Below are 21,427 nucleotides of genomic sequence, written 5' to 3'. Positions count from 1 at the left end.
TAGCACGCCGCCCTCTCAAGGCGGTAGCGCCGGTTCGAATCCGGTCGGGGGTACGCAACAGGAAAGGCCCTCCACTTCGGTGGGGGGCCTTCGCCGTGTCCGCTCCCGGTTCCTCCCCGCGAAGTCGAGGTCGAGATCGAGATCGAGCGAGCCTATGCCCGGTGCATCAACCGGCAGTAGGGCACGAGCAGTTGGGTGTCGGGGGGACGTCACCACGAGGCCCCGGGGAGCGGCCCGCGCTCACCTGATCAATTGCCTGGAGCGGGGCGGGAAGGCGCCCGGCCAGGTCTCCGCTCGGCGCCGGAGAAGGAAGGGTCGCCGCGGCGTTGAGGCTGCCCTTGCTCCTTCGGCGGTGTCCGCCGGTTCAGCCGGTCCTGCGCAGAGCCTCCGACAGGCGGGCCGCCGCGTCGATGACGGCCTGGGCGTGCATGCGGCCCGGGTGCCGCGTCAGTCGCTCGATGGGGCCCGAGACGGAGACGGCGGCCACCACGCGGTTGGAGGGGCCGCGCACCGGAGCCGACACCGACGCTACGCCCGGCTCGCGCTCGCCGATGGACTGGGCCCAGCCGCGACGCCGGACGCCCGACAGGGCCGTCGCCGTGAAGCGGGCGCCCTGCAGGCCGCGGTGCAGCCGCTCGGGCTCCTCCCAGGCCATCAGGATCTGCGCCGAGGAGCCGGCCTTCATGGTGAGCGTCGAGCCGACCGGAACCGTGTCCCGAAGGCCGGACAGGCGTTCCGCCGCGGCCACGCAGATGCGCATCTCCCCCTGGCGGCGATAGAGCTGCGCGCTCTCGCCGGTGATGTCGCGCAGGTGGGTGAGCACCGGGCCGGCGGTGGCCAGCAGCCGGTCCTCGCCGGCGGCCGCGGCCAGCTCGGCCAGCCGGGGGCCCAGGATGAAACGCCCCTGCATGTCGCGCGCCACCATGCGGTGGTGTTCCAAAGCCACGGCCAGGCGGTGGGCCGTGGGTCGTGCGAGTCCGGTGGCAGCGACCAAGCCTGCGAGGGTGGCCGGACCGGACTCCAGGGCGCTCAGGACAAGGGCTGCCTTGTCCAGGACGCCGACGCCGCTACTGTTGTCCATGAAACGATACTCCCGTCTCACTCTGTGAAACGCAAGTTCATTTTTCCGTGAGACGCGCAACCCTTGGACACATGGCGGCCCGCAGACCAACGGGCCTGGCGGCGGGTGCCCGGCTAACAGGGGCGAGGGCGTCGCCTCCACAAGATCTCTAGTTGGGCCGGTGCACCTTTGCCGGCCGGAGGGAAAGCGATGGGTAGGACACTCGCGGAGAAGGTCTGGGACGACCACGTCGTCCGGCGCGCAGAGGGCGAGCCCGACCTCCTCTTCATCGATCTGCACCTGCTGCACGAGGTGACCAGCCCCCAGGCATTCGACGGCCTGCGTCAGAACGGCCGCCCCGTGCGCCGTCTCGACCTCACCATCGCGACCGAGGACCACAACACCCCGACCCTCGACATCGACAAGCCGATCGCCGACCCGGTCTCCCGCATCCAGCTGGAGACGCTGCGCAAGAACTGCGCCGACTTCGGCGTGCGGCTGCACCCGCTCGGCGACGTCGAGCAGGGCGTCGTGCACGTCGTCGGCCCGCAGTTGGGTCTGACCCAGCCCGGCATGACCGTGGTCTGCGGCGACTCCCACACCTCCACGCACGGCGCCTTCGGCGCGCTGGCGTTCGGCATCGGCACCTCGCAGGTCGAGCACGTGCTGGCCACGCAGACGCTGCCGCTGGCCCGCCCCAAGACCATGGCGATCACGGTCGACGGCGAGCTCCCCGACGGCGTCACCGCCAAGGACCTGATCCTGGCGATCATCGCTCGGATCGGCACCGGCGGCGGTCAGGGCTACATCCTGGAGTACCGCGGCTCCGCCATCGAGAAGCTCTCGATGGAGGCGCGGATGACCATCTGCAACATGTCGATCGAGGCCGGCGCCCGCGCGGGCATGATCGCCCCCGACGAGACGACCTTCGCGTACCTCGAGGGCCGCGCCCACGCTCCCCGGGGCGAGGACTGGGACGCCGCCGTCGCGTACTGGAAGACGCTGAAGACCGACGACGACGCCGAGTTCGACGCCGAGGTGGTCATCGACGCCACCGCGCTGTCGCCGTTCGTCACCTGGGGCACCAACCCGGGCCAGGGCGCGCCGCTTTCGGCCGAGGTCCCCGACCCCGCTTCGTACGAAGACGCTTCGGAGCGTCTGGCCGCCGAAAAGGCCCTGGAATACATGGGGTTGGAGGCCGGGCAGTCGCTGCGCTCCATCAACGTGGACACCGTCTTCGTAGGTTCCTGCACCAACGGCCGTATCGAGGACCTGCGCGCCGCCGCCGCGATCGTCGAGGGCCGCAAAATCGCCGACGGCGTGCGGATGCTGGTCGTCCCCGGCTCGGCGCGGGTCGGTCTGCAGGCCGTCTCCGAGGGTCTGGACGTCGTCTTCAAGGAGGCCGGCGCCGAATGGCGGCACGCGGGCTGCTCGATGTGCCTCGGCATGAACCCCGACCAGCTGGCGCCGGGTGAGCGCTCCGCGTCCACCTCCAACCGCAACTTCGAGGGCCGACAGGGCAAGGGCGGTCGTACCCACCTGGTGTCGCCGCAGGTCGCGGCCGCCACGGCCGTCCTGGGCCACCTGGCCTCCCCGGCCGACCTGTCCGACGCCGAGACCCGTACGCCCGCTGGAGTCTGATCAGTCATGGAAGCATTCACCACGCACACCGGCCGGGCCGTCCCGCTGCGCCGCTCCAACGTCGACACCGACCAGATCATCCCTGCTCACTGGCTCAAGAAGGTCACGCGGGACGGGTTCGAGGACGGGCTGTTCGAGGCCTGGCGCAAGGACGAGTCCTTCATCCTCAACCGCCCCGAGCGCGAGGGCGCGACCGTGCTGGTCGCCGGCCCCGACTTCGGCACCGGCTCCTCCCGCGAGCACGCCGTCTGGGCGCTGCAGAACTACGGCTTCAAGGCCGTGATCTCCTCCCGCTTCGCCGACATCTTCCGCGGTAACTCGCTGAAGAACGGCCTGCTCACGGTGGTGCTGGAGCAGAAGACCGTGGACGCGCTCCAGGAGCTCACGGAGAAGGACCCGCAGGCCGAGATCACGGTCGACCTGGAGGCCCGCGAGGTGCGCGCCGAGGGGATCACCGCCTCCTTCGAGCTGGACGAGAACTCCCGCTGGCGGCTGCTGAACGGGCTGGACGACATCTCCATCACCCTCCAGAACGAGGGCGACATCGCCGCCTACGAGGCCAAGCGCCCGTCGTACAAGCCGAGGACGCTCCAGGTCTGAGCCGCAGGCCCGGGAAGCGCCGGGCAGGTCGAGTTTCGGCCACCGCGACACCCCCGCCGTACCCCCGATCCCACCGATCGGGGGTACGGCCGCGTCTGCACCCGTTCGGCCCTGTGGGTCCTCGTCGTATTTGTCAACTTCCCACGTTAGGGCGGTTGTTGCCGGGGTACGCGCGGGATGAGGACGTGACCTCCCGAAGTGCCCGGACGGCCGTCCGAGGCGGCAGTTGCCCCCTGGGCGGGCGACAACTCGCCCCAGATGGCACAATCTGTGCATGGAACACGACGGCCAACTCGAGCTCTATACGGCGGTCGCGAACCAACTCAAGGAAGCGCACGCGACCGTGCGCGCACTGCAAGTCCCGGAGGGCGTACGGATGGCGCTGACCCGGAAGCTGCTGGTCATTACGGCCGCGGCCAAGCACGATCTCGCCGATGCGACAAGGCGTCTGGAGCGGTTCATGGCGGACCTCGACGAGGGGCGAACGCCCGAAGAGGAACGTTGATCGCCTCCGGAGCAGCCGATTTCGTTGCGGCACAAGGGTGATTAGCCCGTTTCGTGTTTGATTTGCGGTATATATCTGCCTAACGTGCGAAAAAGCTTGAACAGTTTCGTTCCGGCTAATGTCTCCGAAGGGGAAGACGTGAACAAGGCGCAGCTCGTAGAAGCGATTGCCGACAAGGTGGGCGGCCGCCAGCAGGCCGCCGACGCGGTCGACGCGGTCCTGGACGCCATCGTCCGCGCGACGGTCGCCGGCGACCGGGTCTCGGTCACCGGCTTCGGTTCGTTCGAGAAGGTCGACCGGCCGGCCCGCTACGCCCGCAATCCCCAGACGGGCGAGCGGGTTCGGGTCAAGAAGACGTCCGTCCCGCGCTTCCGCGCAGGCCAGGGCTTCAAGGACCTGGTGAGCGGGTCGAAGAAGCTCCCGCGCGGTGGCGAGGTCGCCGTCAAGAAGGCGCCCAAGGGCAGCCTCTCCGGCCCGTCCGCCACCATCGCGAAGGCCGCGGGCAAGAAGGCCGCCACCAAGAAGGCCGCGACCGCCTCGAAGACGGCGGCGGCGAAGAAGACCACCGCCAAGAAGACCACCGCGGCGGCGAAGAAGACCACCGCGAAGAAGACCACGGCGACGGCGAAGAAGACCGCCGCCCAGCCGAGCGCCGCCAAGACGACGGCGACGACGAAGACCGCCGCGAAGAAGACGACGGCCAAGAAGGCTCCGGCCAAGAAGGCGACGGCCAAGTCGGCCCCCGCCGCGAAGTCGACCGCGCGCAAGACCACCGCCAAGAAGGCCACCGCCCGCAAGGCGTAGGGCAGCTGGGGCACTCACACGCCGGGCCGGACTCCCTCTCGGGGCCCGGCCCGCGGCGTGTTCGGAAAAGGCCTGCTCAGAAGGTCTGCAGCGTCACCAGGGTGATCAGGAGACCGGAGCCGTCACCGCGCTCCTCGGCCTCGACGCGCACCCGCTGCCCGGGCCGCAGCAGCCGCAGCCCGCCCGCGTCGAACGCCGGCGCGTCGAAGGGCACCGGTGTGCCGTCGTCCAGCAGCACCTGCCCGCTGCGCGTGGCGGGGTCGTACGTGTACGCGGTCGCCTGCATGGCGGCAGCCTACTGCCCCGGGATCAGCAGCCGCGCGGCCGCCGCCGCCGTCCGGGGTCCCACTCCCAGGGCCAGGGCCGCGCGCAGATCCTCGCCGGTGTCCACGTCCTGGCGCACGGAATCCACCGCGTCGAGACGGAGTTCCTCGGCTCCCGAAGCGCGATGCCGGGCGCGTGAGTCCGTGCCGAACCCGGGCCGCAGCGCGCTGCCGGGAGCGGCGGTGAGAAGCGTCGTGCCGATCGCGGCCGCGTCCGGGAGAAAAGCGCGGGGGAATTCCGCGGCCGCGTCCAGCACGCGCGCCAATTCCGGCGGGCGCAGCGCCGGCAGATCGGCGTTGAGGGCCGCGAGCGGGGCGTCGGGGCGAAAGGCCCGCACGACGGTCGCTCCGTGCGTCAGGGCGGCGTTGAGGCCCGCGCGCGGCGCGTCCGGGACGATCCGCGCGCCCAGCGCCGCCAGGCGGCGCGCGGCCAGCGCGTCGTCCGTGACCACGGCCACATCCCGCACCGCGGGCGAGGCCAGCGCGGCGGCCACGGTGTCCTCGGCGAAGGCCAGGGCGAGGCCCGGGCGCAGCCCGTCGGCGGCGGTGTCCGCGAGCCTGCTCTTGGCCAGCGCCAAGGGTTTCAGAGGTATGACCAAGGTCCACTGCACCGTCGTACCGTCTCTCTCTCGTCGCGGCCATTGTCACCCGGCCCGTCGGCAGCCCGCGGGGGCGGGCGTACGGTGTTCTCGACAGACCAGCGGCCCGGGGCGACACTTGTGCGGCCCCAGGCCCAGGAGCAGGCCTTGGGAACTCCTAGAGGAAGGTGTCCGCGTGCCCCGCCGCAGAATCGGCTTCTGGTACCGCTTCGCAGCGGTCCTGTGCAAACCCTGGCTGGTGGTTCTGATCAAGCGGGACTGGCGCGGAATGGAGCACATTCCGGCCGAGGGTGGATTTATCACCGCGGTGAACCACAATTCGCATGTCGATCCCTTCGCGTACGCCCATTTCCAGTACAACACCGGGCGGGTGCCGCGATTCCTCGCGAAAAGCGGGCTTTTCAAGGAGGGATTCGTCGGCGCCGCGATGCGCGGCACCGGACAGATCCCCGTCTACCGCGAGAGCACGGACGCGCTGAGCGCCTTCCGCGCCGCGATCGACGCCGTGGAGCGCGGCGAGTGCGTCGCGTTCTACCCCGAGGGCACCCTCACCCGCGACCCCGACGGCTGGCCCATGACCGCCAAGACCGGCGCCGCGCGCGTGGCCCTGCAGACCAAGTGCCCGGTGATCCCCGTCGCCCAGTGGGGCGCCAACGAACTGCTGCCGCCGTACGCCAGGAAGCCCGACCTCTTTCCGCGCAAGACCCACCGTGTGCTCGCCGGCCCGCCCGTGGACCTGGCGCGGTTCTACGGCCGGGAGATGACTCCCGAACTCCTGAAGGAGGCGACGGAGGTCATCATGGCGGCGGTCACCGCCCTGCTGGAGGAGATCCGCGGCGAGAAGGCGCCCGAGACGCCCTACGACCCGCGCCGCGAGCGGATCGAGCAGCGCCGCCGCACCCAGGCGGAGACCGGCGCGGAGACCGGCCGCGCGCAGACCCGTCACGAGGGGGAGAACAGCAAGTGAGCAAGTGCGTGAAGGCGGCCGTCTTCGGCGCCGGATCATGGGGGACCGCCTTCGGCGCCGTCCTCGCCGACGCGGGTTGCGAGGTGACGCTGTGGGCGCGCCGCGCCGAGCTCGCGGACGCGGTCAACTCCACGCGTGCCAACCCCGACTACCTGCCCGGCGTCGAACTCCCCGCGAACCTGCGCGCCACCGCGGACCCGGCCGAGGCGGCCGACGGCGCCGACTTCACCGTCCTGGCGATCCCCTCGCAGACGCTGCGCGCCAACCTCGCCGACTGGGTGCCGCTGCTCGCCCCGGACACCGTCCTGGTGTCGCTGATGAAGGGCGTCGAGCTCGGCACGACCATGCGGATGAGCGAGGTGATCGAGGACGTCGCCAAGGTGGGCCCGGGCCGGATCGCCGTGGTCACCGGGCCCAACCTCGCGAAGGAGATCGCCTCCCGCAGGCCGGCCGCGGCCGTGGTCGCCTGCACCGACGAGGCCGTCGCCCGCAAGCTCCAGGCCGCCTCCCACACGCCGTACTTCCGCCCCTACACCAACACCGACGTGGTGGGCTGCGAGCTCGGCGGCGCGGTCAAGAACGTCATCGGCCTCGCGGTCGGCATCGCCGACGGCATGGGCCTGGGCGACAACGCCAAGGGCTCGCTGATCACCCGCGGGCTCGCCGAGACCACCCGGCTGGGCCTGGTCATGGGCGCGGACCCGCTCACCTTCGCCGGACTCGCCGGACTCGGCGACCTGGTGGCGACCTGCTCCTCGCCCCTGTCCCGCAACCACACCTTCGGCACCAACCTCGGCAGGGGCATGACCCTGCAGGAGACCATCGCGGTCACCCGGCAGACCGCCGAGGGCGTCAAGTCCTGCGAGTCGGTGCTGGATCTGGCCCGCCGGCACGGCGTCGACATGCCGATCACCGAGACGGTCGTCGGCATCGTCCACGAGGGCAAGCCCCCCGTGGTCGCCCTGCGGGAGCTGATGTCGCGCAGCGCGAAGCCCGAACGACGCTGAGCGAACCCGGTGGGCGGACGCTGACTCCCGGCCCTGCCACCGGGTACTCTCAAGCCGATATGAGCACCGAGAACCTCCCCCAGAGCCCTCAGCAGCCCGTCCGCAAGCCGCGGGTGGCCGTCGTCTTCGGCGGCCGCAGCTCCGAGCACGGGATCTCCGTGGTGACCGCCGGCGCGGTCCTCAGGGCCATCGACCGGACCAAGTACGAGGTCCTGCCGATCGGCATCACCCGCGAGGGCCGCTGGTTCCTCACCGCCGACGAACCCGAGCGTATGGCGATCACCGACCGCCGCACGCCCGACGTCGACGAACTGGCCGAATCGCGGGACGGCGGCGTGGTGCTCCCCGTCGACCCCGCCAACCGCGAAGTCGTCTACTACGAGCCGGGATCGGTGCCCAAGGCGCTCGGCGAGGTCGACGTCGTCTTCCCGGTGCTGCACGGCCCCTACGGCGAGGACGGCACCCTGCAGGGCCTGCTGGAGCTCTCCGGCGTCCCGTACGTGGGTTCGGGCGTGCTCGCCTCGGCCGTCGGCCAGGACAAGGAGTACATGAAGCGGGTGTTCACCTCCTTCGGGCTCAGGGTGGGCCCGTACACGGTGATCCGGCCGCGCGAGTGGGAGCAGGACGAGGCCTCGGCCCGCAAGAAGATCATCGACTTCGCCGGCGAGCACGGCTGGCCGCTCTTCGTGAAGCCCGCGCGCGCGGGCTCGTCGATCGGCATCACCAAGGTCGACGACCTGTCCGGACTGGACGAGGCGATCGCCGAGGCCCGCCGCCACGACCCGAAGATCCTGATCGAGGCGGCGTTGCGGGGCCGCGAGATCGAGTGCGGCGTCCTGGAGTTCGAGGACGGCCCCCGCGCCTCCCTCCCGGCCGAGATCCCGCCGCCGGACGCGCACGCCTACTACGACTTCGACGCCAAGTACATCGACTCGACCCCCGGCATCGTCCCGGCCCCGCTGACGCCCGAGGAGACGGCCGACGTGCGGCGGCTGGCGGTGGACGCGTTCGAGGCGGCGTCCTGCGAGGGCCTGGTGCGCGCCGACTTCTTCCTCACGGACGAGGGCGAGTTCGTCATCAACGAGATCAACACGATGCCCGGCTTCACGCCCATCTCGATGTACCCCAAGATGTGGCAGGAGACCGGGATCGGCTATCCGGAGCTGGTGGACCGCCTGGTCCAGGCGGCGCTGCGCAGGTCCACCGGCCTGCGCTGACCCCCGGTGAACGGCAGCGCCCGCTAGTCGGCGATCCCTTCGGGGATCGCCTTCTTGATGGCCGGGGCAAGATCGATCAACACGCCGGAGCTGTCCGCGTCCTCGGGCACCGTCACCTCGACGTAAGCGCTGAGAGTGGCCGTGGTGAAGCGAGTGCCCCCGCCGTCCGGCTTCTCCATCAGCCAGTTCACCCCGTTCACCCCGCCGGCCATCGCGTCCGGGTCGGTCCCCAGCGGGACCTTCGGGTCGATCATCTTCGGCGGCCGGGTGACACCGCAGCGCAGTATGATCTCCGGACTCCCCCAGCCCGCGGTGAGCGCGGAGGCGGGCTCGGGATCGTGGCGGCTCTCACCGTCCACCTTCGAGGGCAGTACCTTGTCCAGGGCCCGGCACAGCTTCGCGGTCTTCGCGCCGGGACTGGGAACCGCCGTCGACGCGTTGTCGTCTGCTGAGGAGCAGCCCGCGGCCGCGATCAGCAGGACGAGCGCGGGCAGGCCGGTGGGCCGGTGACGGAAAAGGTTCACCGGCCAAGGGTAGACGGGGGCTACAGATGCACGACCGGGCAGGTAAGGGTGCGGGTGATCCCGTCCACCTGCTGGACCTTGGCGACCACCATACGGCCGAGGTCGTCCACCGTGTCGGCCTGTGCCCGCACGATCACGTCGTACGGTCCCGTCACGTCCTCGGCCTGGACCACGCCAGGGATTTTGCCGATCTCCTCGGCGACGGTCGACGCTTTGCCGACGTCCGTCTGGATGAGGATGTACGCCTGTACCACGGAACCTCCAGGGCGGCCACGAGGATCATGTGGGGGGAAGGAACGCCACGGTATCGCGTCGCCGCTCGCCGCGGGGAGACCTGCGAGGACCACGGCTCGCGCGCCGGGGTGCGGGGGCACGACAGAAGTCGACGGCTGTCTCGACCGTATCGAGGACACTGGGTATGCGCGACCGGGCACGGACAGGTACAGAAGGGGCCGAAGGTCACATGAAGGGCACTGTTGGTGAACTCGGGGAGTTCGGGCTCATCAGGGAGCTCACCTCCCGTCTCACCACCACTCCCGCGGTCCGGGTCGGCCCCGGCGACGACGCCGCGGTGGTCGCCGCGCCCGACCGCCGGGTCGTGGCCAGCACCGACATCCTGCTGGAGGGCCGGCACTTCCGCCGCGACTGGTCGACGGCCTACGACGTCGGCCGCAAGGCAGCCGCGCAGAACCTCGCCGACATCGCCGCCATGGGCGCGGTGCCGACGGCTCTGCTGCTCGGCCTGGTGGTGCCCGCCGAACTGCCGGTGACCTGGCCGTCGGAGATGATGGACGGCCTGCGCGACGAGTGCCAGGTGGCCGGCGCCTCCGTGGTCGGCGGTGACGTGGTGCGGGGCGACACGATCATGGTGTCGATCACCGCGCTCGGCGATCTGCGCAACCAGGAGCCGGTCACCCGCGGCGGTGCACAGCCCGGCGACCTCGTCGCGGTCACGGGCTGGCTGGGCTGGTCGGCCGCCGGGTACGCCGTCCTCTCCCGCGGCTTCCGCTCGCCCCGCGCCTTCGTCGAGGCCCACCGCCGCCCCGAACCGCCCTACCACGCGGGTCCGGCGGCCGCCGGGCTCGGCGCGACGGCGATGTGCGACGTCAGCGACGGGCTCATCGCCGACCTCGGGCACATCGCCGAGGCCAGCAAGGTCCGCATCGACATCCGCTCGGGCGCCATAGACATCCCGACCCAGATGCACGACATCGGTCAGGCCGTCGGCGTGGACCCCATCCAGTGGGTGCTCACCGGGGGAGAGGACCACGCCATCGTGGCCACCTTCCCGCCGGACGTGAAGCTGCCCGCCCGCTGGAAGGTGATCGGCGAGGTCCTCAACCCCTCCGCACTGCCCCAGGTGACGGTCGACGGGGCGCCCTGGACCAGCAAGGGCGGCTGGGACCACTTCGGGGACCTGGACGCATGACCGCCCGCGCCGTCCCGCCCCGGGTGCTGACCGTCGCCGGCTCCGACTCCGGCGGCGGGGCCGGGATCCAGGCCGACCTGAAGACGATGCTCGCGCTCGGGGTGCACGGCATGAGCGTGATCACGGCGGTCACCGCGCAGAACTCCCTGGGCGTGCAAGGAGCTTGGGAGCTGCCCGCGGAGGCGGTCCGCGCCCAGTACCGCAGTGTCGTCGACGACGTCGGCGTTCAGGCGGTCAAGACGGGCATGCTCTCCTCCGCCGAACTCGTCGAGACCGTCGCCGAGTTGCTGGCGGGGACGGACGCCCCCGTCGTCGTCGACCCGGTCGGCGTCTCCAAGCACGGCGACCCGCTGCTGGCCGCCTCCGCCCTGGACGCCGTACGCACGAAGCTGCTGCCGCTCGCCACCGTCGCCACCCCGAACCTCGACGAGGTGGCCCAACTGACGGGCGTGCGCGTCGATTCCGAGGAGCGGATGAGGGACGCGGCGGCCGCGGTGCTGGCGTACGGACCGCGCTGGGCGCTCGTCAAGGGCGGTCATCTGCCCGGTGACGCGGTCGACCTGCTGACGGACGGCTCCCAGGAGCACTGGCTGCGCGCCCCCCGGCACGACAACCGGCACACGCACGGCACCGGCTGCACTCTCGCGTCGGCGATCGCCTCGCAGCTCGCGAAGGGGCGGTCCGTGCCGGAGGCGGTGACGGCGGCGAAAAGCTATGTCACCGGGGCGATCGCCGCCGGGTTCGCCCTCGGCGCCGGCATCGGACCCGTGGACCACGGGTGGGCCCTCACCCGAGGCGCTCCGACGGCCTGACGTCCGTCGCACGCTTCTCGGCGACCGGCCGGACGAGGCCGCCGGCGAGGGCGCCGGACGGCTTCGGCGCAAGCGGGCACGGCGTCGGGAAACGGGCACGGCGTCGGGAAACGGGCACGGCGTCGGAAATGAGCGCATCGGAAATGAGCGCAGCAAGAAGCCGGTCCACACCAGGTGGACCGGCTTCTTGCAGCGAACCAGCAGTGGCCGCGCGCGATGGAGGTCCCCCCGGCTCGAACGAAGTCGAGAGCAGGGGGATGTGCGTCAGCGCGAGACCTTGCCGGCCTTGATGCACGAGGTGCAAGCGTTCACGCGCTTCGGCGTCCCGCCGACCACGGTACGGACGCGCTGGATGTTGGGGTTCCAGCGACGGGACGTACGGCGGTGCGAAAACGAGATGCTGTTGCCGAAGCTCGGCCCCTTGCCACAGACGTCGCAGTTGGCAGCCACGGGTCACTCCAAAGACTTCAGATGCACTTACGGATGATCCCGGCAAGCCGGAATCAGGATCTAGGATCTGAGTGGCGCTGCCAGGGGGATGGCCCGATGCGGATCGGGCAACCGGAGCAGCATACAACGACCGCGCCGGTACAACGAAACTACCATGGCTGCTCAGGGGCTCGGCCCGCGCCCCGGTCGGCTCCCCGCGTCCCTCGCGGTCCGGCCCGCTCTCCTGCGGACCCCGGACCGGGGTCTACGCTGCGTCCAGTCCAGCAGCCAAGGAGGCGCAGGTGGCGCAGGTGCCGCAGACATTCTTCGATGCTCTCGCGGTGCGCACCTGGTGCGGCCTCGCCCTCACGGCCCTGGGGCGGGCGCGCGAGGAGATCGACGCGATCAACGTCTACCCGGTCGCGGACGGGGACACCGGCACCAACCTGTACCTGACCGTCGAGTCGGCGGCGACCGCCGTCGAGGCGGTGTTCGCCGGGTACGAGGCCGGTTCCGGCGCCGGTTCCGCGCCCGTCGGGAAGCCCGCCCTCGCCGACGCCGCGCGCGCGATGGCGCACGGCGCGCTCATCGGGGCGCGCGGGAACTCGGGGACGATCCTGGCGCAGCTGCTGCGCGGCATGGCCCAGGTGCTCGCGGCCGAGGGTGAGGCCTCGCACACCGACGGGCGCGGGCTGCGGCTGGCCCTGCGGCGAGCCGCCGACTCCGCCCGCCAGGCCGTCGCCCACCCCGTCGAGGGCACCGTCCTGTCGGTCGCCTCGGCCGCAGCGGACGCCGCCGAGAAGGCGGCGGGAGCGCCCGGGACGGAGGTCGACTGCGGGATCGTCGCCCGGGCCGCCCACGAGGGCGCCTGCGCGGCGCTCGCCGCGACCCCGGGTCAGCTGGCCGTCCTCAGGCACGCCGGCGTGGTCGACGCGGGCGGCCGCGGACTGGTCGCGGTGCTCGCGGCGCTGGTGGAGACGTTCACCGGAGAGGCGCCGGCGTTCTCGGCCGCCGGGACCGCGGATCCCGCGCGCGGGGAGGCGGGCCGCGCCGACGACGGCACGATTCGTACGGCGGGCGACGGCGAGGGCCGGGCGCAGGACTGCGCCGACGGTCCGGAGGGCGCGGGCGGTCCCGCCTTCGAGGTCATCTACCTGCTGGAGGCGGAGGACGCCGCGGTGGCACGGCTGCGCCGGCGGCTGGACGCCCTGGGCGACTCGCTCGTCGTCGTCGGCGGCGACGGTCTGTGGAACGTCCACGTGCACGTGGACGACGCAGGCGCCGCCGTGGAGGCCGGCGTGGACGCGGGCCGCCCCCACCGGATCCGCATCACGCACTTCGGCGTCGGCGACGCGCACACGCGCGGGAGCGAGCGTCCGCCGCGCGAGCGCGTCCAGCGCGCGGTCGTCGCCGTCGTGCCCGGCGAGGGGCTGGCCGGGCTCTACGCCGAGGCCGGTGCGACCACCGTCCTCGCGCGCCCCGGCGAACCGCCCGCCAGCGGCGAACTCGTCCAGGCCGTACGACGGGCCCACGCGCGCGAGGTCGTGCTGCTGCCCAACGACGCCGATCTGCGCCACACCGCCGCGGCGGCCGCCGAGCAGGCCCGCACGGAGGGCATCCGGGTCGCCCTGATCCCGACCCGCTCCGCGGTCCAGGGCATCGCCGCGCTCGCCGTCCACGAGCCCGGCCGCCGCTTCGACGAGGACGTCGTGTCGATGACCTCGGCGGCCGGCGCGACCCGCCACGCCGAGGTCGTCGTGGCCGAGCGCCAGTCCTGGACCATGGCCGGCATCTGCCAGGCCGGCGACGTCCTCGGGCTCGTCGACGGCGACGTGGCCGTCATCGGCTCCGACGTGACCGCCACCGCCGCGACCGTCCTGAACCGCATGCTGTCGGCCGGCGGCGAGCTCGTCACCCTCGTGCTGGGCGACGAGGCTCCCCCGGGCGTCGCCGAGCACCTGCAGGCACGGGTGCGGGAGGCGTACCTCGCGGTGGACACGGTGGTGTACCGGGGCGGCCGGCAAGGCGCGCTGCTGCTGATCGGCGTGGAGTAGCCCGCGGGGCGGTGCGATGGCCGCAGCGGGAGAGCGCTCAGCGGTCCTTCTGTTCCTCCGCCACCTGCAGCAGCTGCTCCGCCTCGGTCCGCCGCGCCCGCACCGTCTCCTCGTCGCCCGGACCGGCCTGATCGCCGCCCCGGTCGCCGTAGTCGTCCTGCTCGCCGTACGCACCGCGGTCGTCAGGGCCGGCGTCGGAGCCCGTCGCGGCGCGTGTATCCGCGTCCGCGTAGGCGCGCAGCACCGCCCGCGCGCGTGCCGCCGCCTCCGCCGGGCGTCCCAGGTCGCTCTCCAGCCAGCCGGCCGCCAGTTCCGCGCCGGCGCGGGCGTGCAGCGCGCCGTCGCCCAGGGCGACGAACACCGCGACGGCCTCGGCCATCTGGGAGAGCGCCTCGTCCAGGACGGTGCGGATCGAGTCGTCGTCGGCGTCCTCGCTGGCGGAGCGGGCCAGCAGATCCCCGAACTGGCGATGGGTGTGACCCAGTTCGGCGACGAGCCGCCGGCGGTCCTCGTCGCCGCGCGCCGCGTCGAACGCGTCCGCGCACTCCTCCAGGGCGGTCGCCATCAGGTCGCGCGCCGCGGCCGTGCCGTCCTCGGCGCGCAGGGCCAGCCAGGCGCGGGCCCGCAGGGCGCGGACCAGACCGTGGACGTTGCCGAGGCCGCGCCACAGGTCGCCCGCGCGCGCGTAGGCCCGGTCCGCCTCGGTGTGCAGGCCGGCCTGGCCGAGCGATTCGGCGGCCAGGTGCGCCAGGGTCGCGTGGTCGTGCTGTTCGGGCCAGTGCCGGGCGATCTCGGCGGCCTGCAGCCGACGCTCGGCGGCGTCCCGGTGGTCCCCGAGCTCGCTGAGACAGTCGCCCAGCCACCACTGCGTCTGGACGATCGCCCCGTCGCCGTGCGTCTCGGCGCTCAGGTCCGCGAGCGCCGACTCCAGCACCTCCGCGGCCTCGGCCCAACGGCCCTGCCGCACCAGGTATCCGCCGAGCTGGTGCCGCGCCCACGCGCCGAACGTCGGACCCACGCCCGCCTCGTCGGCCCAGTGCGCCGCCTCCAGGGCGTGCTCCGCCGCCTCGGCGGTCTCCCCCCGGCCCCCGACCACCTCGGCGAGCTGCAGATGCAGCTGAGCCCGCCCCACCGCCTCCAGGAACGGTCCGCCGTGCTCCAGGGCCGCCCGCAGCGCCCGCTCCGCCTCCGCCATGTCGTCCAGCTGGTGGGCGAGACCGGCCAGCCGGGCCTCGTACTCCACGGCGAACCACGGCAGACCCGCCGCGACGAACTCGTCGGCGGCCCGCGCGAACCACCTCACGCCCGCTTCCGGATCCCCGGACCGCACCGCCAGTTCGGCGAGCATCGCGTGGCCCTCGGCGATCCGCGCGGCGAGCCGTACGTCGTCGCCCGCCCGGCCGTCCACCAGCGCCAGCAGCTCGCCCACGGCCGCCTCCGCCGCCGTCAGGTCGGCTCGGTCCACGGGCCCCTCGGCCTCATGGACGCGCCGCATCAGGATCCGCGCCCGCGCCATCAGCACGCCTGCCGCCTGCGGCACCTGGGTGCCGCCGTCGGCGTACAGCGCGAGGACGCGGTCGTAGGGGCCGGCCACCGCCGCGAGCGCCTCGTCGACTTCACCGGCGAGCGCCCGTACGTAGGCGGCACGCGCGCGTGCGGCCAGGGCCTCCCCGGGGTCGCCGGCCTGCGCGTACAGCTCGGCCGCCCGCTCGAACCGCTCGGCGCCCTCGGGGCCGAGACCGATCGCCTCGTGGTCGGCGATCTCCGCCCGGTCACGCGCCTCCAGCTCCATGTCCTGCGAGCCCGCGGCCACCTCGGCCACCCGCGCCCACGCCTCGGCGGCGTGCGGTCGGAGGGTGTCCGACAGCCGCCGGGCCTCGGCCAGCAGAGCCGCCGGCTCCGGCTCCCCGCCGGAGGCCCCGGCCGGAGCCGGGGACGGCGCGGAGGGCGTCGACGCGGCCGCGGCGGACACCGGGCGCGCGGTCCGCACCCCCAGGGGCAGCCGCTCCACCAGGGGCCGCTGCGTCATCCGCGCGCGGGCCCGCTCGCTGACGTGCGGGGTGCCGTTGCGTTCGTCGAAGCGCGCGGCGAGCGCGAGCGCCTGGGCGCGCGCATGATCCGCGAGCGCGGTCGCCGTCCATTCCCGCCCGGCCGGACCGGGCACCCGCTCGCCGCCGAGCCCGAGTCCGGTCAGCCGCTCCATGAGCAGCACCACCACGCTCAGGAACTCCAGCCGGCTGCGCGGATGCCCGTCGTCGGTGAAGTACGCGGGCCGCTCCGCGAGCAGTTCCAGACCCCGTGCCTCGTTGCCGGTCAGCGCACAGAACTCGACGTGGTCGGCGTAGGCGCCCCGCATCGACTCCATGGGCCGCACCAGCCGGAAGCCGCGCAGATGATGGGCGCGGGCCTCCTCCGGGCGGCCCAGCCGCAACAGCGGCAGCAGGGAGGACGCGAGCACCGTGTGCGGCTCGTGCGCGCACGCGTACTCGCCGTCCAGGACGGGCGCCCACACCTCCAGGGCCTCGGCGTCCCGGCCGCGCTCCGCCCGCCACCAGCCCTGCCCGTGCAGCTCGCACGCGTGGCAGTCGGCCATGGCGTCCCGGTCCGCGGCCAGCCAGGCGGCGAACGCCCGCTCGGCCCGCTCCACGTCCCCCACGTGCGCGGCGACGCTGAACTCGGCGCTGCGTACCGCCCGCTCGGAGTGCCCGGCGAGCCGATAGCGGTGCTCCATCTCACCGAGCCACTTCTCGACCGACGCCAGCGGCACGTGCGGCTGGTCGAGCATGCCCGCCGACATCCACTTGAAGACCCAGTGCAGCGAGTGCGTCTCGTACGCGTCGAAATCCTCGGGGCGCTCGTCCCACATGCGCAGCAGCCGCGCGAAGGGGACGAACATCTTCGCCTTCTCGGAGCTGTAGTTGTAGACCTTCAGCTGGTGCCCGAGCGCCTCGATCACGGCGAGCGGGATCTTCAGCTTCTCGGCCTCCAGCAACAGCTGTTCCGCGCGCGCGTTGCGGGCCGGCCCCTCCGGCTGCTCGCCGTTCTCCGCCATCGCCCGGCGCAGGGAGTCGAAGTCCGTGATCTCACTCATCGTCGGCCGCCCGTCCCTCCGTCGGCTCCGCGCGGGCCGACTCCCCGTGTGTGGCCCATTCCAACAGGCCGATGAACGCCCGGTTGAGCAGCGCCGAGTCCGCCGGCCGCAGGGGGCGCTGCGCCATCAGCAGCGCCTGTCCGTACAGGGATTCCGTGGCGGTGCCGATCAGCTCGGGATCGTGCAGCGCGCCGATCCGCCGGACCAGCGGATTGAGATGGTTGAGCACCAGACGCGCGCGGGGCGCGCTCCCGCGCAGCGAGCCCAGGATGCCCGCCCACAGGTCGTCGGCCCGCTCCTCCGCCTCGGCGCGCGCCTGCTCGTGCCGGGCCGCCCGGTCGTCGAGGTGCAGCGCGGGCACCGACAGCGGGTGGAAGGCCCGCAGGACGACGTCGCAGCCCAGCGGGTCCAGCCTCGCCCGCGCGGCCGCCAGGAAGCCCGCCAGCGCCAGCTCGTCGGCCGGGTCTACGCCGTCCAGGTGGGCGGTCACGGTGTCCGCGTCCAGCTCGGCGACCACGGTCCCCGGCCGTACCGAGGGCAGCGCCTCCACCAGCTCGCTGTCGTAGGTGTAACCGCCGTTGACCACCCCGACGCCCTGCGCGGACGCGATCGGCGCGACCTGCCGGTACTCCTCCACGGTCCGGGTGAAGTGCACCACCGGGTGGCGCTGCGCGAATTCCTCCAGCGACAGCCGCCCGTCCGTCGTCTCGAAGGGCAGCCACGGCAGCATCGTGCGCAGCATCTCCCGGTCGTGCCGCGCCAGGGCCTTCACGCCCAGGTGGTGCACCGCCAGGAAGGCCGCGAGCCGCTCCGGGTCGCCGGCGGCCAGTCCCGTCAGCCACGACCGGATCCGCTCGCCCAGCGCCTCCCGCACCGCCGCCAGCGTCTCGTCCTCGTACAGCGACTCCCGCGAGGCCGTCGGCCGCAGCGCGTCGGTGTCCAGGACGCAGCGCACGAAGAACGCCCAGTCCGGCAGCAGCTGTTCGCCGCGCTCGGTCAGCAGCATGCCCTTGAGGTGCACCCGGTGACCGGCGCGCCGCGCGGGGCTCACCGCCGACGGCAGCACGTACGCCACCCCGCGGATCCCCGCCAGCGGCACGTCCAGCCCGATCGCGTCCAGCGGTGTGAAGCCGAACAGCTCGTGACAGTGCCGGGCCAGCGCCACCCGCCGGTTGGCGGGGGAGGGGTAGGCCCGGTCCCAGGGCGCGGGCAGGTCGGTGACCGCCTCCTCGCCGACGCGGACGTCGTACGGCAGCAGCGACCCGAAGTCCCGGGCCAGCGCCAGCACCCGCGGCTGCGCGAGCCACTCCCCGGCGCCGGCCCGCGCCACCAGGTGCACGGTGGTGCCCGGTTCGGGGCGCTCCTCGTGGGGCAGCGTCCGCACGGTGTACGAACCGTCGTCGCACGCCGTCCACTCCACGGGCGGCGCGTCCGGCGTACGGGCGCTGCGGCTGACCACGCGGATCCGCTCGGCGACGACGAAACAGGCCAGCAGTCCGATGCCGAACTGCCCGAGGAAGTCCGACCGGACGTCCTGCAGCCCCTCGGCGCGCTTCGAGCTGCGTCCGATGGTGGCCAGCAGGCTGTGCACGTCGGCCTCGGTCAGCCCGACGCCGGAGTCCTCCACCCGTAGCCGGCCGTCCGCGGCGAACAGCCGCACCCGCGCCGGGGCGTCGGGCTCCTCGGCCCGCCGGGCGGTGATGGCGTCCACCGCGTTCTGCAGCAGCTCGCGCAGGTAGACCTTGGGACTGGAGTAGAGGTGATGGGACAGCAGGTCCACCAGACCGCGCAGGTCGACCTGGAACGTATGGGGCGGCTGGGATGCCTGGGATGACGGTGAGGTCTGGGAGTCCATCGCTGCAGCGCCGCGGGCTGGGGGAGGAGCACGGCGCGGGGTCGGGCGGTCCCGGTGGGGCGGTGACCGCGGATGATGGCCGGAGCGCGTCATCCTAGAGCCCGAACGAGCCGTCTGACCAGGGGTTTCGAGACACCTCTACGGCAATGTCAGTGGCGTGGTGTGCAATGGATCTCGTGCCCGCGCTGAAAGAACCACTGGAACAACCCCTGAAGTCAGTGCTCGGCCCCGCCACCGCGAAGGTGATGGCCGAGCACCTCGGCCTGCACACGGTCGGCGACCTCCTGCACCACTACCCGCGCAGATACGAGGAGCGCGGCCAGCTCACCCACCTCGCCGACCTCCCCATGGACGAGCACGTCACCGTGGTCGCCCAGGTCGCCGACGCCCGGCTGCACAGCTTCGCCTCCGCCAAGGCGCCCCGGGGCAAGGGACAGCGCCTGGAGGTGACCATCACCGACGGCAGCGGCCGGCTCCAGCTGGTCTTCTTCGGCAGCGGCGTCCACAAGCCCCACAAGGACCTGCTGCCGGGCACACGCGCGATGTTCTCGGGCAAGGTCTCGGTCTTCAACCGCCGCCTCCAACTGGCCCACCCGGCCTACGAGCTGCTGCGCGCCGACGCCGAGGAGTCCGTCGAGAGCTGGGCCGGCGCCCTCATCCCGCTCTACCCGGCCACGGCCAAACTGGAGTCCTGGAAGATCGGCAAGGCGATCCAGACGGTGCTGCCCAACGCCCAGGACGCCGTCGACCCCCTCCCGGAGTCCCTGCGCGAGGGCCGCGGCCTGCTCTCCCTCCCCGAGGCCCTGGTGAAGATCCACCGCCCGCATACCAAGGCCGACGTCGACGACGCCCGCGCCCGCCTCAAGTGGGACGAGGCGTTCGTCCTCCAGGTCGCCCTGGCCCGCCGCCGGCACGCCGACGCCCAGCTCCCGGCCGTCCCCCGCAGGCCCGCGCCCGACGGCCTCCTCACCGCCTTCGACGCCCGCCTCCCCTTCACCCTCACCGAGGGCCAGCGGAAGGTCTCCGAGGAGATCTTCGACGACCTGGCGACGGACCACCCCATGCACCGGCTCCTGCAGGGCGAGGTGGGATCGGGCAAGACCCTCGTCGCCCTGCGCGCCATGCTCGCCGTGGTCGACGCGGGCGGACAGGCCGCCCTGCTCGCGCCCACCGAGGTCCTCGCCCAGCAGCACCACCGCTCCGTCGTCGAGATGATGGGCGACCTCGCCGAGGGCGGCATGCTGGGCGGGAACGAGCACGCCACCAAGGTCGTGCTGCTGACCGGCTCGATGGGCGCGGCCGCCCGCCGGCAGGCCCTGCTGGACCTGGTCACCGCGGAGGCCGGCATCGTGATCGGCACCCACGCGCTGATCGAGGACAAGGTCCAGTTCCACGACCTCGGCCTGGTCGTGGTCGACGAGCAGCACCGCTTCGGCGTCGAACAGCGCGACGCCCTGCGCGGCAAGGGCAAACAGCCCCCGCACCTGCTCGTCATGACGGCCACGCCCATCCCGCGCACCGTCGCCATGACCGTCTTCGGCGATCTGGAGACGTCCGTGCTCGACCAGCTCCCGGCCGGCCGCTCGCCCATCGCCAGCCATGTCGTCCCGGCCGCCGACAAACCCCACTTCCTGGCGCGCGCGTGGGAGCGCGTGCGCGAGGAGGTGGAAGGCGGCCACCAGGCGTACGTCGTCTGCCCGCGCATCGGCGACGACGACGAACCGGACGACCCGAAGAAGGCCGGCCGCAGGAAGTCCGCCGAGGACGAGACGGAGAAGCGTCCGCCGCTCGCGGTCCTGGAGGTGGCCGACCAGCTGGCGAAGGGAGCGCTGGCCGGACTGACCGTGGAAGTGCTGCACGGCCGGATGCACCCCGACGACAAGGACGCCGTGATGCGGCGCTTCGCCGCCGGGGACACCGACGTCCTGGTCGCCACGACCGTCATCGAGGTCGGCGTCAACGTCCCCAACGCCACCGCGATGGTGATCATGGACGCCGACCGCTTCGGCGTCTCCCAGCTCCACCAGCTGCGCGGCCGGGTCGGCCGTGGCTCGGCCCCGGGCCTGTGCCTCCTGGTCAGCGAGATGCCGGAGGCGAGCCCGGCCCGGCAGCGGCTCCAGGCCGTCGCCACCACCCTCGACGGCTTCGAGCTCTCCCGCATCGACCTCGAACAGCGCCGCGAGGGCGACGTCCTGGGCCAGGCCCAGTCCGGCGCCCGCACCTCGCTGCGCGTCCTCGCCGTGATCGAGGACGAGGAGGTCATCGCGGAGGCCAGACGGGAGGCCACGGCGGTGGTCGCGGCGGACCCGGAGCTCAGGGCCTACCCGGGCCTGCGCACGGCCCTGGACGCCCTGCTGGACGAGGAGCGGGAGCAGTACCTGGAGAAGGGCTGACGAGCAGCCGGCGTCGGAGGGGCGCGGGGCAGACGTCCGGCGTTCGAGGGGGGCCGGCGTGCCCCGTGCGCCCGACCACGCGGGCCCCGACCGGGCGGGCCGCGACCGGGCGGGCCG

Annotated in this window: 19 protein-coding genes and 1 tRNA gene (1 of these 20 cut by a window edge); 12 read left to right on the top strand and 8 right to left on the bottom strand. The window is 72.9% G+C overall.

Features of this window, described 5'->3' with window-relative positions:
* Window positions 1-53: transfer RNA gene (locus ACFVYK_RS29640), tRNA-Glu, on the top strand (it extends 157 nt beyond the left edge of the window).
* Window positions 54-364: 311 nt separating this feature from the next.
* Here the strand turns inward: ACFVYK_RS29640 and ndgR are convergent.
* Window positions 365-1,081: an IclR family transcriptional regulator NdgR gene (ndgR, locus tag ACFVYK_RS29635; RefSeq protein WP_389779334.1), complete on the bottom strand. Its 717-nt coding sequence runs from the start codon at window positions 1,079-1,081 to the stop codon at window positions 365-367.
* 189 nt (window positions 1,082-1,270) lie between these two features.
* Here ndgR and leuC point away from each other — a divergent pair, with 189 nt between their 5' ends.
* From leuC to ACFVYK_RS29615, 4 genes are all read left to right on the top strand, one after another.
* Window positions 1,271-2,701, top strand: a complete 1,431-nt coding sequence (leuC, locus tag ACFVYK_RS29630; protein ID WP_389779333.1) for a 3-isopropylmalate dehydratase large subunit — start codon at window positions 1,271-1,273, stop codon at window positions 2,699-2,701.
* 6 nt (window positions 2,702-2,707) lie between these two features.
* Entirely contained in the window at window positions 2,708-3,301 is a 594-nt protein-coding gene (gene leuD / locus ACFVYK_RS29625) for a 3-isopropylmalate dehydratase small subunit (RefSeq protein WP_389779331.1), read from the top strand.
* A 274-nt stretch (window positions 3,302-3,575) separates the two neighbouring features.
* On the top strand, window positions 3,576-3,806 hold the full coding sequence (locus tag ACFVYK_RS29620; protein ID WP_389779330.1) for a hypothetical protein: 231 nt from the start codon (window positions 3,576-3,578) through the stop codon (window positions 3,804-3,806).
* A gap of 138 nt (window positions 3,807-3,944) precedes the next feature.
* Window positions 3,945-4,610 (top strand): HU family DNA-binding protein, encoded by a 666-nt coding sequence (locus tag ACFVYK_RS29615; RefSeq protein ID WP_389779329.1) that lies wholly within the window; start codon window positions 3,945-3,947, stop codon window positions 4,608-4,610.
* 76 nt (window positions 4,611-4,686) lie between these two features.
* Here the strand turns inward: ACFVYK_RS29615 and ACFVYK_RS29610 are convergent, their stop codons facing one another.
* A complete protein-coding gene (locus ACFVYK_RS29610) occupies window positions 4,687-4,896 on the bottom strand; it encodes a hypothetical protein (protein WP_389779327.1) in 210 nt (69 codons plus the stop codon).
* A 9-nt stretch (window positions 4,897-4,905) separates the two neighbouring features.
* The gene (gene cofC / locus ACFVYK_RS29605) at window positions 4,906-5,544 is read right to left on the bottom strand and encodes a 2-phospho-L-lactate guanylyltransferase (protein WP_389779325.1); all 639 of its coding nucleotides are present in this window, start codon (window positions 5,542-5,544) and stop codon (window positions 4,906-4,908) included.
* Window positions 5,545-5,707: 163 nt separating this feature from the next.
* On the opposite strand from cofC, the gene ACFVYK_RS29600 reads away from it, so the two are divergent.
* From ACFVYK_RS29600 to ACFVYK_RS29590, 3 genes are read left to right on the top strand one after another with little or no spacing between them, the layout of a single operon-like run.
* Complete coding sequence (locus ACFVYK_RS29600; protein WP_389779324.1) at window positions 5,708-6,499, top strand: lysophospholipid acyltransferase family protein; 792 nt, start codon at window positions 5,708-5,710, stop codon at window positions 6,497-6,499.
* Entirely contained in the window at window positions 6,496-7,506 is a 1,011-nt protein-coding gene (locus ACFVYK_RS29595) for an NAD(P)H-dependent glycerol-3-phosphate dehydrogenase (RefSeq protein ID WP_389779322.1), read from the top strand. Before ACFVYK_RS29600 ends, ACFVYK_RS29595 begins: the two co-directional genes overlap by 4 nt.
* Before the next feature lie 59 nt (window positions 7,507-7,565).
* Entirely contained in the window at window positions 7,566-8,723 is a 1,158-nt protein-coding gene (locus tag ACFVYK_RS29590) for a D-alanine--D-alanine ligase family protein (RefSeq protein WP_389779320.1), read from the top strand.
* A gap of 23 nt (window positions 8,724-8,746) precedes the next feature.
* Here the strand turns inward: ACFVYK_RS29590 and ACFVYK_RS29585 are convergent, their stop codons facing one another.
* Together ACFVYK_RS29585 and ACFVYK_RS29580 are read right to left on the bottom strand one after the other, a co-directional pair.
* On the bottom strand, window positions 8,747-9,247 hold the full coding sequence (locus tag ACFVYK_RS29585; protein WP_389779318.1) for a DUF3515 domain-containing protein: 501 nt from the start codon (window positions 9,245-9,247) through the stop codon (window positions 8,747-8,749).
* A 20-nt stretch (window positions 9,248-9,267) separates the two neighbouring features.
* Window positions 9,268-9,501, bottom strand: coding sequence for an Lrp/AsnC family transcriptional regulator (locus ACFVYK_RS29580; RefSeq protein ID WP_109002124.1), 234 nt, complete (start codon window positions 9,499-9,501; stop codon window positions 9,268-9,270).
* Between the two features lie 209 nt (window positions 9,502-9,710).
* Between ACFVYK_RS29580 and ACFVYK_RS29575 the strand changes: the two genes are divergently transcribed.
* Both ACFVYK_RS29575 and thiD read left to right on the top strand, forming a co-directional pair.
* Window positions 9,711-10,676 carry a thiamine-phosphate kinase gene (locus ACFVYK_RS29575; protein ID WP_389779317.1) on the top strand — a complete coding sequence of 322 codons (966 nt, stop codon included), beginning with the start codon at window positions 9,711-9,713 and terminating at the stop codon, window positions 10,674-10,676.
* Entirely contained in the window at window positions 10,673-11,488 is an 816-nt protein-coding gene (thiD, locus tag ACFVYK_RS29570) for a bifunctional hydroxymethylpyrimidine kinase/phosphomethylpyrimidine kinase (RefSeq protein ID WP_389779315.1), read from the top strand. The genes ACFVYK_RS29575 and thiD overlap by 4 nt, the downstream gene beginning before the upstream one ends.
* 264 nt (window positions 11,489-11,752) lie before the next feature.
* Here thiD and rpmB read toward each other — a convergent pair whose 3' ends face one another.
* The gene (gene rpmB / locus ACFVYK_RS29565; protein WP_319170263.1) at window positions 11,753-11,938 is read right to left on the bottom strand and encodes a 50S ribosomal protein L28; all 186 of its coding nucleotides are present in this window, start codon (window positions 11,936-11,938) and stop codon (window positions 11,753-11,755) included.
* A 281-nt stretch (window positions 11,939-12,219) separates the two neighbouring features.
* On the opposite strand from rpmB, the gene ACFVYK_RS29560 reads away from it, so the two are divergent.
* Complete coding sequence (locus ACFVYK_RS29560; RefSeq protein WP_389779312.1) at window positions 12,220-13,971, top strand: DAK2 domain-containing protein; 1,752 nt, start codon at window positions 12,220-12,222, stop codon at window positions 13,969-13,971.
* A gap of 37 nt (window positions 13,972-14,008) precedes the next feature.
* On the opposite strand, the gene ACFVYK_RS29555 is transcribed toward ACFVYK_RS29560, so the two are convergent.
* Window positions 14,009-17,062 carry a tetratricopeptide repeat protein gene (locus tag ACFVYK_RS29555; protein ID WP_389779311.1) on the bottom strand — a complete coding sequence of 1,018 codons (3,054 nt, stop codon included), beginning with the start codon at window positions 17,060-17,062 and terminating at the stop codon, window positions 14,009-14,011.
* Window positions 17,055-18,917, bottom strand: coding sequence for an HSP90 family protein (locus ACFVYK_RS29550; RefSeq protein ID WP_389779309.1), 1,863 nt, complete (start codon window positions 18,915-18,917; stop codon window positions 17,055-17,057). The genes ACFVYK_RS29555 and ACFVYK_RS29550 overlap by 8 nt, the downstream gene beginning before the upstream one ends.
* Window positions 18,918-19,084: 167 nt before the next feature.
* On the opposite strand from ACFVYK_RS29550, the gene recG reads away from it, so the two are divergent.
* Window positions 19,085-21,310, top strand: coding sequence for an ATP-dependent DNA helicase RecG (recG, locus tag ACFVYK_RS29545; RefSeq protein ID WP_389779307.1), 2,226 nt, complete (start codon window positions 19,085-19,087; stop codon window positions 21,308-21,310).
* Window positions 21,311-21,427: the final 117 nt, after the last annotated feature.

Source organism: Streptomyces sp. NPDC058291, from assembly GCF_042880855.1.
Lineage (GTDB): Bacteria > Actinomycetota > Actinomycetes > Streptomycetales > Streptomycetaceae > Streptomyces.
Note: the sequence above shows the minus strand (reverse complement) of the source record. Positions and strands in the feature narration are given on the sequence as shown.